Genomic DNA, 14,139 nt, shown 5'->3' on the forward strand with positions numbered 1-14,139 from the left:
TCCCGACGTGGGAGAATCCTTCTGTCACTCTAGAAAGCGAAACGCCAGAGTGACAGAAGAAAAAACTGAATTTGTACTATTTACCTAACTTTGCATCACTCAAACGGCGGTGGAGCCAGCACTTCACGGTTACCGTTGTGCCCCTGCTCGCTGACGATCCCCTGCGCTTCCATCTGTTCGATAATGCGCGCCGCACGGTTGTAGCCGATACGGAACTGGCGCTGCACGCCGGAGATCGAGGCTTTGCGTTTTTCGGTGACAAAGTTAACGGCCTGGTCGAACAGCGGATCCAGCTCTTCACCGCCGTCAAAACCACCGCCGCCGCCTTCGCTTTCGCTGTCGGAGGTGATGCCGTCAACGTATTGCGGACGCCCGCGCGCTTTCCAGTCCTGCACCACGGCGTGGACTTCCTGATCGCGAACAAACGCGCCGTGGACACGCACCGGGGCAGAGGTTGAGTTCGGGCCGGAGTAAAGCATATCCCCCATGCCGAGCAGCGATTCCGCACCGCCCTGATCGAGGATGGTACGGGAGTCGATCTTGCTCGATACGGTAAAGGCGATACGCGTCGGGATGTTGGCTTTAATCAGGCCGGTGATCACATCCACTGAGGGACGCTGAGTAGCCAGCACCAGGTGAATACCGGCCGCGCGCGCTTTCTGCGCCAGGCGGGCAATCAGCTCTTCCACCTTTTTACCGACCGTCATCATCAGATCGGCAAATTCATCGACCATCACCACGATGTACGGCAGTTTCTCCAGCACCGGATGTTCGGTTGCCATGCTGTCGCCCGGCTTCCAGTAGGGATCCGGGATCGGGCGACCCATCCGCGCGGCTTCGGCGATCTTCTCGTTGTAGCCAGCGAGGTTACGCACGCCCAGCGCAGACATCAGCTTGTAGCGGCGCTCCATCTCATTGACACTCCAGCGCAGCGCATTGGCGGCGTCTTTCATGTCGGTAACCACTTCGGTCAACAGATGCGGAATGCCTTCATAGACCGACAGCTCGAGCATTTTCGGGTCGATCATGATGAAACGCACATCTTCCGGCGTTGCTTTATAGAGCATGCTGAGGATCATGGCGTTGACGCCGACCGACTTACCGGAACCGGTGGTACCGGCGACCAGCAGGTGTGGCATTTTTGCCAGGTCAGCAATCACCGGATCCCCGGCGATATCTTTACCCAGCACCACGGTGAGCGGTGACGGACTTTCGCGGAATTTCACGCAGTCCAGCACTTCTCGCAGATAGACGGTCTGGCGCTTCTTGTTCGGCAGCTCAAGGCCAACGTAAGGTTTACCCGGGATCACTTCAACCACGCGCACGGCGACGGTGGAGAGCGAACGCGCCAGATCGCGTGACAGGTTGGAGATTCGCGCCGCTTTCACGCCAGGCGCGAGGTTCAGCTCAAAGCGGGTGATTACCGGACCCGGCGAGTAGTTGACTACGTCCGCTTTAATACGGAAATCGGCCAGGCGAGCTTCGACCAGACGAGCCATCTGCTCAAGCGCAAAGGTGTCCACAGGCTCCACTTCTGCTGGCGGCTGCGTTAACAGATCGAGCGACGGCAGCGGCGTAGTCGGCTTCTGCACCGGGCGGCTGTCACCATTACGCATCAACAATGGATGGATCAGACTCTCCTGCTGCTGCGGAGCAGATTGCTGCTGCGGCTGCTGGGCAGGCTGACCATAGGCAGGAGGCTGCACCGGCTGAGAGGCTGGATGCTGATAATGCTGCTGCGGCTGCTGAACAGGTTGACCATAAGCAGGAGGCTGAACCGGCTGCGCCGCTGGCTGCTGATAGTGCTGCTGCGGCTGCTGAACAGGCTGACCATAAGCAGGCGGCTGAACCGGCTGCGCGGCTGGCTGCTGATAGTGCTGCTGCGGCTGCTGGGCAGGCTGACCATAGGCAGACGGCTGCATCGGCTGCGCGGCTGGCTGCTGCGGCTGCTGATAATGAGGCTGTGCAGAGGCTTGCGGCTGCGGTGTGAACAGCGGTGCGTTCGCACGCTCCACAGGTGCCGTGTTCATCGGCGAGACGTCGGCATCTTCCGGCGTAAAGGCCTGCTGCTCAGCGCCGTAGCGCTGCTGCTGAGATGCGGCAAACTGACGCGCCAGCTCAGCCTCTTCCGCTTCGGCTTCATTCAACTCCGCTTCAGAGGCAGCAAACTGCGGCGTTTCATGCTGATACTCTTCACCATAGCGATCGTGCTGCGTGGCGGCGAACTGACGTGCCAGCTCGTTTTGCTGAAACATAGCGGCATCATCATCGGAGAGATGTTGATCTGGCTCACGCACCTCATCTTCACGCGCACGCTCTTCAGCCATGCGCTGCGAAGGCAGTTTAATGCCATAGGACGCAAGCTCGCGACGCGTCGGCACGCGCACGCGGTTAGGTCGCGGAAGCTGCGGGCCAATCCCCTCTTTTACCTGCGGGCGCGGCGCGCCACCGGCAAGACCAAACACCGGCGCGCTGGCTGCCGCTGCTGCGGCGGCAGTACCGGCCGTTGAAGCGGCCTGAGCAGCAGCGGGCAGGACGCTCTCTGCCACTGCCGTTGGATCCACAGCTGGTGGAACAGGCATCGACGGCGCAGAAGGTCGTGCTACCGGCTCTGGCTCGGCAGGCTCAGGAATCGGCTGATACCAGGCGGCCAGTTGCTCACGTTCGCGCGCACGCTTCTCTTCCACTTCTTCAAAGTAGTAGAGCGGCGGACGGGTATGTTTCGCCTCTTCCACAACGGGTTCAGGTTCAATAACCGGATCCGGCGCGGGGGCGATTTGCGGTTCAGGCTGCCACTGCTGGGAATCAGGCTGCGGTTGCCAGTAGACCTCTTCCTGATGCGGCTGCGGGGTTACCGGCGCATCTGGCGTCCACGGCTCTTCCGCGATCGGCTGCTGCCACTCTGGCACGGACTGCGCGGAAGGGTGCTGATAAGCAGCCGTTTCGTCATAATGCGTTGGCTGCTGATAAGCGTGCTGCGAATCACCCTGCATCGGTGGTTGGTATGCAGCTTGTTGATCGGGATGCACCGGCGGCTGATAAGCGGCCTGCGGGTCGCTATGCATCGGCGGCTGATAAGCAGCCTGTTGATTGGGATAAGCTGGTGCCTGCTGCGCATGCTGCCATTCGGCGGGCTGCGGCGTTTGCATGACCGGCTCCGTTGGCGCAGCGAAGCTTTGCGCGGCAACGGTTGTCGCGACGGCAGCCGCCGCAACGGGTTCCGTCACGCTGCGACCATTGAGCAGCGGATCGTACTCCTGCTCAACTTCCGTCGCGCGATGTCCCGAGAAGAGCACGTCGTCTGGCTGCGCAGGCACACCGCGCGCGCTGTAGGCGATCTCCTCTTCATCATCCATCCGCTTTCCGGAGAAGAGCGCTTCGTCGGTTTTGCGCCCCATCGGGTTGGCAAACTTCTCCGCAATACGTTTACGGCGCGCCAGCGCACCGCGCAGAATACGGGCGCGACGAGATTCGCGAGGCGCGTCGTTTGCCTCGTCCTCATCATACTCATCCTCTTCTTCATACTCTTCATCATCAACCCATGTGTCATCGCGACGGGTGCGGTTGGTGGCGAAGGTAAGAATATTGAGAATAACGCTGCCGATTTTTTCAGCGATGGTGACCCATGACCAACCGGTAAAGAGCGTCAGCCCGGCGGCCCAGATGCAGAGCAGTGCGAGCGTTCCGCCGCTGCTGCGCAACAGCGGCTGCAGCGTGGTGCTGAGCAGGCTACCGATCACGCCGCCCGAGGCGAAATACCAGATATCATCCGCGTTGATCGCCGCCAGACCACAGGAGGTCAGGATCAGCGCCAGCGCGCCAATCAGGCGTAGCGAGACGGCGAAATAGTCGATGTAATCTTCAGTGGCGCGATGGCGCCAGGCAAACCAACAGCCGCCGATAATAATGACCGGAATGGTGTAGGCCATAATGCCGAAAATGAAAAACAGGGTATCCGCCAGCCATGCGCCGGGCACGCCGCCAAGGTTATGGATCGGCTCATGCCATGCGGTCTGCGACCAGCTTGGATCGGATGGGTTAAAGCTGAGAAGCGCCGCCATCAGCCAGATGGCAGAAAGGGAAACGAGGATCAGCAACGCTTCGAGGAGTCGGCGTCCGCTGCTTAGCTTGTTAAAAGTGACTTCTTTGTCTTCGGTGTATTCCTGGCTCAAGACAGGCTCTCCAGGTCCTTGATGCTAAAACGGACAACAGCGCCGGGTCTCCCCGGCACTGTTGCTGTATGGATTAACAGGAGTGTAATCAAAAAACAGCGATTGTGCACCTGTTCCGTATTAGCGCGTCTTAATAACCAGACGATTACTCTGTTTGACCTCTTCCATCACCACATAGGTGCGGGTGTCGTTTACGCCTGGCAGGCGTAACAGCGTTTCGCCCAGCAGTTTGCGGTAGGCCGACATATCCGGTACGCGCGTTTTCAACAGGTAGTCAAAATCACCAGAAACCAGATGACACTCCTGAATTTCTTCAAGTTTTTGCACTGCAGCGTTGAATTGTTCAAACACATCCGGCGCACCACGATTCAGAGTAATCTCAACGAAGACCAGCAGTGATGCATCCAGATAATGCGGGTTAAGCAGTGCCGTATAGCCCTGAATAAACCCCTGCCTTTCCAGCCTGCGCACGCGCTCAAGGCACGGCGTTGGCGAAAGCCCTACTCGTTTAGAAAGCTCGACGTTGGAAATACGCCCATCTTTTTGCAGTTCATTTAAAATATTGCGGTCAATGCGATCGAGATCTTTGCCAGGGCGCTTCTTGCTATCTACCATTATTATTGTCTCTCTGTATTCCTTCCCTACTCCTGTCTTGACCCTGTGCACTTCACTGTTCAGGATCTTTGCCCGTCGTATTGTGCCGCGCCAGCAAGCTGACCGTTGCATAATCCCAGGGGCTGTGTTGAGAAGACCGGTGCCTGCGGCAGCTATCGATATCACGGATGGCGTCTGTCCACGCCATGCGTAGATTTCGCTAGCCCGGTAAAATGGCATTTACATGCGTAAACGTGCGTTACGCGCGAAATACTGCTTTTTTTCTTCCTTTGATGTTTTCGCAAAAGCGCAGGGGATTGTCAAAGCAAAACATCTTTTTTTAGTACAACATGCCAGATATTCATCAAGGTCGATTCCTTATCCTCATTTATTCATCTTATAACTGCCTTTTTCTCAGTAGAAGTTGTTATGTTTTTGGCATAAATCATTGCCCCGCCATCGGTCTTTTCTATCACACACATCGTTAACAAAATCGCTACGCCCTTTTTTTACGCCCGCAAATTCCCTACAATCCAGCCCAATGTCTGCCAAACAATAATGAGGATCTCATGGGGACGGCCAAACACAGTAAGCTGCTTATCCTTGGTTCAGGCCCTGCCGGTTATACCGCAGCGGTCTATGCTGCGCGTGCAAACCTGCAGCCGGTGCTGATCACCGGTATGGAAAAAGGCGGTCAGCTCACCACCACCACTGAAGTGGAAAACTGGCCGGGCGACCCGCACGATCTGACCGGCCCGGGTCTGATGGAGCGCATGCATGAACATGCGACCAAATTTGATACTGAAATCATTTTTGACCATATCAACAGCGTCGATTTACAGAACCGCCCGTTCCGCCTGATTGGCGATAGCGCTGAGTACACCTGCGACGCGCTGATCATCGCCACCGGCGCCTCCGCGCGCTATTTAGGCCTCGCCTCTGAAGAAGCCTATAAAGGCCGCGGCGTTTCTGCCTGCGCCACCTGTGACGGTTTCTTCTACCGCAACCAGAAAGTCGCGGTTATCGGCGGCGGCAACACCGCAGTTGAAGAAGCGCTCTACCTGGCGAATATCGCCTCTGAGGTGCATCTGATCCACCGCCGCGATACCTTCCGCGCGGAGAAGATCCTGATCAAGCGTCTGATGGATAAAGTTGAGAGCGGCAATATCGTGCTGCATACCCACCGTACGCTGGAAGAGGTGACGGGCGATCAGATGGGCGTTAGCGGCCTGCGCCTGCGCGATACGCAAAACCCGGATAATATCGAGTCGCTGGACGTTGCCGGTCTGTTTGTCGCTATCGGCCACAGCCCGAACACCGCGATCTTTGACGGTCAGCTTGAGCTGGAAAACGGCTACATTAAGGTGCAGTCCGGTATTCATGGCAATGCGACGCAAACCAGCATTCCCGGCGTGTTTGCCGCAGGTGACGTGATGGATCACATCTATCGTCAGGCGATCACCTCCGCTGGCACTGGCTGTATGGCGGCGCTGGATGCTGAACGCTACCTCGATGGGCTGGCTGTTCAGAAATAATCTTTACAAGTCAGTAACAAAGGTAAATAAGGCGACATTAAGTCGCCTTTATTTTTGCACCGTTGTAACATTGCGCAGGCTAAAAATCCGATAACTTCACCTGCAAAGCGCGCAATGAATAAAACCCGTCAGCAAGAACTCACTCGCTGGTTAAAACAGCAAAGCATTATCTCTCGTCGTTGGTTGACGCTCTCCCGCCTGCTTGGCGTGGTAAGCGGCGTCCTGATCGTCGCGCAAGCGTGGCTGCTCGCCAGCATTCTCAACCATATGATTATCGAGCACATTCCGCGCGAGGCACTGCTGCTGCCCTTTGCGCTGCTGGTGCTGGTCTTTATTCTGCGCAGTTGGGTGGTCTGGCTGCGCGAGCGGGTAGGATTTCATGCGGGGGCCCAGATCCGTTTTGCGATACGCCGCCGCGTGCTGGACCGCCTGCAACAGGCGGGCCCGGCCTGGATTCAGGGCAAACCCGCCGGCAGTTGGGCGACGCTGATCCTTGAACAAATCGACGACATGCATGACTTCTACGCCCGCTATTTGCCGCAAATGGCGCTGGCGGCAAGCGTACCGCTGCTGATTGTGATCACCCTTTTCCCGATTAACTGGGCAGCAGCGCTGATCCTGCTTGGCACCGCGCCGCTGATCCCGCTGTTTATGGCGATGGTCGGGATGGGCGCAGCCGATGCTAACCGCCGTAACTTTAAAGCCCTGGCGCGCCTGAGCGGTCACTTCCTTGACCGCCTGCGCGGCATGGAGACGCTGCGTATTTTTGGCCGTGGCGAAGCGGAAACGGAAAGCATCCGCCGCGCGTCGCAGGATTTTCGCAGCCGCACCATGGAAGTGCTGCGTCTGGCGTTTCTCTCCTCCGGGGTGCTGGAATTTTTCGCGTCGCTCTCCATTGCGCTAGTCGCCGTTTACTTTGGCTTCTCCTATCTGGGCGAACTCAATTTCGGCCATTACGGTACCGGCGTGACGCTGTTTGCCGGTTTTCTTGCGCTGGTGCTGGCACCGGAGTTTTTCCAGCCGCTGCGCGATCTGGGTACCTTTTACCACGCGAAGGCGCAGGCAGTAGGCGCAGCGGATAGCCTGAAAACCTTTATGGAAGCGCCGCTTGCCCATCCGCAGCGCGGCGATATCACGCTTAACGCGGGTGAACCTGTCACCCTGACGGCAGAGAATTTAATTGTTAAATCGCCCGAAGGCGCGGTGCTGGCCGGCCCGCTCACCTTTACCCTCTCCTCCCAACAGCGGGTTGTGGTGGTCGGGCGCAGCGGATCGGGGAAAAGCTCGCTAATTAATGCGCTGTTGGGGTTCCTGCCTTATGAAGGGTCGCTGCGCGTTAACGGTATTGAACTGAGCGCGCTTGAGCCCGACAGCTGGCGCAACGCGATAAGCTGGGTCGGCCAGAACCCGCAGTTACCTGCTGCCACGCTGCGCGAGAATGTGCTGTTATCACGCCCGGATGCCAGCGAAGCGGCCTTACACGCCGCGCTGGATAAGGCGTGGGTAAGCGAATTTTTGCCCCTGTTACCGGAAGGGCTAGAAACACAGCCTGGCGATCAGGCCGTTCGCCTCTCCGTCGGCCAGGCGCAGCGTGTCGCCGTCGCCCGCGCTCTGCTCTCCTCCTGCCAGTTGCTTCTGCTGGATGAACCCTCCTCCAGCCTTGATGCACACAGCGAGCAGCGCGTAATGCAGGCGCTGACCAGCGCTTCGCGCCAGCAAGCCACGCTGATGGTGACCCACCAGTTGGAAAACCTCGCAGAGTGGGATGCCGTTTGGGTGATGCAGGAGGGACGCATTGTTGAACAGGGCAGCTATGCCGAGCTTGCCGCCGCCGGAGGCGTGTTTGCCGCGCTGCTGGCACATCGTCAGGAGGAGATTTAAATGCGCGCCTTGCTGCCTTATCTCGCATTATATAAACGCCATAAATGGATGCTGACGCTGGGCGTGGTGCTGGCGGTCGTTACCCTGCTGGCAAGCATTGGGCTGTTAACGCTTTCAGGCTGGTTCCTCTCCGCCTCGGCAGTGGTTGGCGTCGCCGGGCTATACAGTTTCAACTATATGCTACCCGCCGCCGGTGTGCGCGGGGCGGCGATCACCCGTACCGCCGGGCGCTATTTCGAGCGGCTGGTCAGCCATGATGCCACGTTCCGCGTGCTGGAACATCTGCGCGTGACTACCTTTAGTAAATTATTACCCCTCTCCCCCGCCGGGCTGGCGCGTTTTCGTCAGGGCGATGTGCTTAACCGCGTAGTTGCCGATGTCGACACGCTCGATCACCTCTACCTGCGTGTAATTTCGCCGCTGGTGGGGGCGCTGGTGGTGATTATCGTCGTGCTGGTCGGCCTGAGCGTGCTCGATCTCTCGCTGGCTCTGATGTTAAGCGGCATTATGCTGGCGACGCTGCTTATTCTGCCGCCCCTCTTTTATCGCGCCGGCAAAGCGACGGGGGAAAACCTCACAGCACTGCGCGGGCAGTATCGCCAGCAATTGACCAGCTGGTTACAGGGTCAGGCGGAGCTGACCATTTTTGGTGCCAGCCAGCGTTATCGCGAGCAGCTGGAAAACACCGAATTAAGCTGGCACGAGGCGCAGCGCCGTCAGTCCGATCTGAGCGCCGTGTCGCAGGCCGTGATGCTGACGATTAGCGGCGCGGCGGTAATTATTATGCTGTGGTTCGCCTCCGGTGATGTCGGCGGTAATACCGAGCCTGGCGCGCTGATCGCCCTCTTTGTCTTCTGCGCGCTGGCGGCGTTTGAAGCGCTCGCCCCGGTTACCGGCGCTTTCCAGCACCTTGGGCAAGTTATTGCCTCCGCCACGCGGGTGACGCAGCTTACTGACTGTCAGCCAGAAGTCACGTTTCCTGCCACGCGCACCGCCGTGTCCCGGCAAGTTAGCGTGGCGCTGACCGACGTGTCGTTTAGCTATCCTGGACAGCCGCAGCGGGCGCTGGATAGCCTTAACGTATCGATTGCCGCAGGCGAGCATATTGCCATTTTAGGCCGCACGGGCTGTGGTAAATCGACGCTGCTGCAACTGCTGACGCGCGCCTGGGATCCGCAGCAGGGCGAGATTCATTTACAGGATCGCCCGTTACGCTCATATGCCGAGGCCGATCTGCGCTCGCTTATCAGTATGGTGCCGCAGCGCGTCCACCTGTTTAGCGCCACGCTGCGCGATAACTTGCTGCTGGCTTCACCGCAGGCAAGCGATGAGATGCTGAGCGCGACGCTGGAACGCGTCGGTCTGGAGAAGCTGCTGGATGAAAATGGCCTTAACGCCTGGCTCGGTGAAGGCGGGCGTCAGCTCTCCGGCGGTGAACTGCGTCGTCTGGCGATTGCGCGCGCGCTGCTGCATGATGCTCAGCTGGTGTTACTGGATGAACCGACCGAAGGACTTGATGCCTCCACTGAGAGCCAAATCCTTGATCTCCTTGATGAAGTGATGAGAGGTAAAACCCTGTTAATGGTCACCCATCGTCTGCGCGGGCTGGCAAATTACGATCGGATAATTGTAATGGACAACGCGCAAATAATTGAGCAAGGTAATCACGCAGCGTTAATGGCGAAACAGGGGCGGTACTACCAGTTTAAGCAGCGTCTGTAGTGGTTTGACTCATTTTCTCTCTCGCGTCACCAACACTGAAGCGAGAGCGAAAGATGACGATATTAACAGAGGTCACTTGTCGCATTGTGGAGCGTTGCAGTCATGCGCCTGGTTCAGCTTTCTCGTCACTCTATTGCATTCCCTTCGCCGGAAGCGGCGCTGCGTGAACCCAACGGGCTGCTGGCGCTCGGTGGCGATTTAAGTCCGGCGCGTTTGCTGATGGCCTATCAGCGCGGGATTTTCCCGTGGTTTTCACCGGGCGACCCTATCCTCTGGTGGTCGCCCGATCCGCGCGCCGTATTATGGCCGGAAAATTTTCACGTTAGCCGCAGCATGAAGCGCTTTCATAAGACCTCACCTTATCGCGTCACGCTTAACCACGCTTTTGGCCAGGTCATTGATGGCTGTTCAGACGATCGCGATGAAGGCACGTGGATTACGCCCGATATCGTCATGGCTTACCACCGTTTGCATGAACTGGGTCATGCGCACTCGATTGAAGTGTGGGAAGGCGACGAGCTGATTGGTGGGATGTATGGCGTCGCGCAGGGCTCGCTTTTCTGCGGTGAGTCGATGTTCAGCCGACGCGTAAATGCCTCGAAAACCGCCCTGCTGGTCTTTAGCGAGGAGTTCGCGAGACTTGGCGGTAAACTGATTGATTGCCAGGTGCTTAATAGCCACACTGCTTCCCTTGGCGCGGTGGAGATCCCCCGCCGCGACTATCTGCAATATCTCGCGGAACTACGTCTGGCCCCGCTGCCTTCGCACTTTTGGGTGCCCCGTCGGCTCTTTCCGGCTCGTTGAAGAATGTTTTCGGCACATTTGTATTCAGAGTGTTATAATGGTCGCTCGTAGCAGCTTTTGCCTGTTGCCCCGCCCCATCCGGGAGTCGTTCGTATCAGGGATGCCCTTCGTTTACTTCTACCGCTCCCCTTTACGGTTGCGCTTTACTGGCGCTCTGGCTGCGGCGTGCGGGGAATCGGCAAAAGCTGTTTTGCTGCGTTTTATCAGCACAAATCTTTACTTAACACACGAACTTCGGCATTATCTTGCCGATTCAAAAAATTATGGTAGTGATACCCCCGAGGATTAGATGGCCAAAGAAGACAATATTGAGATGCAGGGTACCGTTCTTGAAACGTTACCTAATACGATGTTCCGCGTAGAACTGGAAAACGGTCACGTGGTCACTGCGCATATCTCTGGTAAGATGCGTAAAAACTACATCCGTATCCTGACGGGCGATAAAGTGACTGTGGAACTGACCCCGTACGACCTGAGCAAAGGCCGCATTGTCTTCCGTAGCCGCTAAGATCTTCCGTTAGCGCAACTGCGCACCTAATTTAAAGGCCGGGTAATCCCGGCCTTTTCTGTTTCTGCTCCAGCCGCTATTTAAAAGATTGTTTAACGTTCAGGGATAGTGGCAGCCGCCCCGCTCGCGACAGGCTCTCCATTCAGCGGTACCGATATCCGGGCCTGACGCCGGATCGCGACAGATTGGCCACCATTTGCTGTAGAAGTTACAGGGAGCGGCTTTTCCGGCAAGCGGAGCAAGCAGTAAAAAACTGAGTATGACAGGTATAAAAATATGCCTCATGGTATCTCCTCCTTTTTGACCAACTTCTGATTCCGTTTCATGGCAATAACCCACTTCAGCGCTATTGCGCATAAAAACAACCTACAAAAAAACGACTTACACGGCAATATTTTTATTAATATCAATAAGTTACATTAGGAACATTTGCACAAAGTACCGCATTTAGCTCTGTAGAACCGTTTATCTCACGGTTTTAATGCGGTGACGGGAAGGGTCTTGCGTTGACAAAGTAGAAGGTGCGCCGCTTTTTCACGCACGTTTATCGACAGGCATAAAAAAACCGGGCGCAGGGCCCGGTTTGATGAGGTTAATGCAGAGATTAATGTGCTGCTTCCGGTTTGTGCTTCTGCGCACTGTGGAAACCATACTCCAGCTCATTCTTCTCTTTATTCAGCGTGACGGTGACCTGGCCGCCATCAACCAGCGATCCGAACAGCAGTTCGTTGGCGAGCGGTTTTTTCAGGTTGTCCTGAATCACACGCGCCATTGGTCGGGCACCCATCGCACGGTCGTAGCCTTTCTCTGCCAGCCAGTCGCGCGCTTCCTGGCTGACCTCCAGCGAGACGCCCTTCTGATCCAGCTGCACCTGAAGTTCGACAATAAATTTGTCGACCACCTGGTGAATCACCTCGGTAGACAAATGATCGAACCAGATGATGTTGTCCAGACGGTTGCGGAACTCCGGCGTAAAGATTTTTTTGATCTCTTCCATCGCATCGGTGCTGTTATCCTGGTGGATAAGGCCGATGGATTTACGCTCGGTTTCACGCACACCGGCGTTGGTGGTCATCACCAGCACGACGTTGCGGAAATCGGCCTTGCGCCCGTTGTTATCGGTCAGCGTCCCGTTATCCATCACCTGCAGCAGGATATTAAAGACATCAGGATGCGCTTTTTCGATCTCATCAAGCAGCAGAACCGCATGCGGATGTTTGATCACCGCGTCGGTCAGCAGGCCACCCTGATCGAAACCGACATAGCCCGGAGGCGCACCGATCAAACGGCTCACGGTGTGGCGCTCCATATACTCGGACATATCAAAACGCAGCAGCTCAATGCCCAGCGCTTTCGACAGCTGTACCGTCACCTCGGTTTTACCGACGCCGGTCGGGCCAGCAAACAGGAAGGAGCCGACCGGTTTATGGTCCTGACCCAGCCCTGCGCGGCTCATTTTGATCGCTTCGGTTAAGGCCTCAATGGCTTTATCCTGACCAAACACCAGCATTTTCAGACGGTCGCCGAGGCTTTTCAGCGTATCGCGATCGCTCTGAGAGACGCTCTTCTCAGGAATACGCGCAATGCGGGCAACCACGGATTCAATATCCGCCACGTTAACCGTTTTCTTGCGTTTGCTGACCGGCATCAGCCGTGCTCGCGCGCCAGCCTCATCAATCACGTCAATCGCTTTGTCCGGCAGATGGCGGTCGTTAATGTATTTCACCGCCAGCTCAACCGCGGCGCGTACCGCTTTCGCCGTGTAACGCACATCGTGGTGCGCTTCATATTTCGGCTTCAGGCCGTTGATAATCTGCACCGTTTCCTCAACGGAAGGTTCAGTGATATCAATTTTCTGGAAGCGGCGCGCAAGGGCGCGATCTTTTTCAAAGATGTTGCTGAACTCCTGATAGGTCGTGGAGCCCATCACGCGGATCTTACCGCTGGAGAGCAGCGGCTTAATCAGGTTTGCGGCGTCAACCTGCCCGCCGGACGCAGCGCCTGCACCGATGATGGTGTGGATCTCATCGATAAACAGAATGCTGTTGCTGTCCTGCTCGAGCTGTTTCAGCAGCGCCTTAAAGCGTTTTTCGAAATCGCCGCGGTATTTAGTACCCGCCAGCAGTGAGCCGATATCCAGCGAGTAGATGGTGCAGTCGGCCATAATTTCCGGCACGTCGCCCTGTACAATTCGCCAGGCCAGCCCTTCGGCAATCGCGGTTTTACCAACGCCCGATTCCCCCACCAGCAGCGGGTTGTTTTTACGGCGGCGGCACAACACCTGGACGGCGCGCTCAAGCTCTTTGCCACGTCCAATCAGCGGATCGATTCCGCCCACGCGAGCAAGCTGATTAAGATTGGTGGTGAAGTTTTCCATACGTTCCTCCCCGCCTGCTTGCTCTTCGCTGCTCGCCTGGCTGCTACTGCTGCTGCCCGCGTCAGAGGATGGACCCGGCTCGTCTTTGCGCGTGCCGTGAGAGATAAAGTTCACCACGTCAAGGCGGCTGACTTCATGTTTGCGCAGCAGGTAAGCCGCCTGCGACTCCTGCTCGCTGAAGATGGCAACCAGCACGTTCGCACCGGAGACTTCGCTGCGTCCGGAAGATTGAACGTGAAACACCGCGCGCTGCAGAACGCGCTGGAAGCTGAGCGTCGGCTGCGTGTCACGCTCCTCTTCGCTCATCGGCAGGACGGGTGTGGTTTGTTCGATGAAGGCCTCGAGTTCCTGCCGCAGCGCCACCAGATCCACGGAACACGCTTCCAGCGCATCACGGGCAGATGGGTTACTGAGCAGAGCCAGTAACAAGTGCTCGACGGTCATAAACTCATGTCGGTGCTCGCGCGCTCTGGCGAAAGCCATGTTTAAACTGAGTTCCAGTTCTTGATTGAGCATAGGCACCTCCCCCAAGTTTTATTGCCTGAC

Annotated in this window: 8 protein-coding genes and 1 pseudogene; 6 read left to right on the forward strand and 3 right to left on the reverse strand. The window is 57.1% G+C overall.

All coding sequences use genetic code 11. The features are described 5' to 3' along the window. Positions 1–95 precede the first annotated feature (95 nt). Positions 96–4,172, reverse strand: coding sequence for a DNA translocase FtsK (ftsK, locus tag IAE48_RS07845; protein ID WP_200133989.1), 4,077 nt, complete (start codon positions 4,170–4,172; stop codon positions 96–98). 120 nt (positions 4,173–4,292) lie between these two features. Then, entirely contained in the window at positions 4,293–4,787 is a 495-nt protein-coding gene (gene lrp / locus IAE48_RS07850; RefSeq protein ID WP_000228469.1) for a leucine-responsive transcriptional regulator Lrp, read from the reverse strand. A 548-nt stretch (positions 4,788–5,335) separates the two neighbouring features. Here lrp and trxB point away from each other — a divergent pair. From trxB to infA, 6 genes and pseudogenes are all read left to right on the forward strand, one after another. After that, positions 5,336–6,301 (forward strand): thioredoxin-disulfide reductase, encoded by a 966-nt coding sequence (gene trxB / locus IAE48_RS07855; protein WP_054804022.1) that lies wholly within the window; start codon positions 5,336–5,338, stop codon positions 6,299–6,301. 114 nt (positions 6,302–6,415) lie between these two features. Next, positions 6,416–8,182: a cysteine/glutathione ABC transporter permease/ATP-binding protein CydD gene (cydD, locus tag IAE48_RS07860; protein WP_200133990.1), complete on the forward strand. Its 1,767-nt coding sequence runs from the start codon at positions 6,416–6,418 to the stop codon at positions 8,180–8,182. Then, the gene (gene cydC, locus IAE48_RS07865; RefSeq protein ID WP_200133991.1) at positions 8,183–9,904 is read left to right on the forward strand and encodes a cysteine/glutathione ABC transporter ATP-binding protein/permease CydC; all 1,722 of its coding nucleotides are present in this window, start codon (positions 8,183–8,185) and stop codon (positions 9,902–9,904) included. A 102-nt stretch (positions 9,905–10,006) separates the two neighbouring features. Next, positions 10,007–10,708 carry a leucyl/phenylalanyl-tRNA--protein transferase gene (gene aat, locus IAE48_RS07870; protein ID WP_094420347.1) on the forward strand — a complete coding sequence of 234 codons (702 nt, stop codon included), beginning with the start codon at positions 10,007–10,009 and terminating at the stop codon, positions 10,706–10,708. 185 nt (positions 10,709–10,893) lie between these two features. Then, positions 10,894–11,070: pseudogene (locus IAE48_RS24060) on the forward strand (hypothetical protein); the annotation flags it as partial. Further along, entirely contained in the window at positions 10,998–11,216 is a 219-nt protein-coding gene (gene infA / locus IAE48_RS07875) for a translation initiation factor IF-1 (protein WP_001040187.1), read from the forward strand. The pseudogene IAE48_RS24060 and the gene infA, both read left to right, overlap by 73 nt. 604 nt (positions 11,217–11,820) lie before the next feature. Here infA and clpA read toward each other — a convergent pair. After that, on the reverse strand, positions 11,821–14,109 hold the full coding sequence (gene clpA / locus IAE48_RS07880; protein ID WP_023481807.1) for an ATP-dependent Clp protease ATP-binding subunit ClpA: 2,289 nt from the start codon (positions 14,107–14,109) through the stop codon (positions 11,821–11,823). Between the last annotated feature and the right edge of the window lie 30 nt (positions 14,110–14,139).

It is taken from the genome of Kosakonia sp. S57 (assembly GCF_016516575.1).
Lineage (GTDB): Bacteria > Pseudomonadota > Gammaproteobacteria > Enterobacterales > Enterobacteriaceae > Kosakonia > Kosakonia cowanii.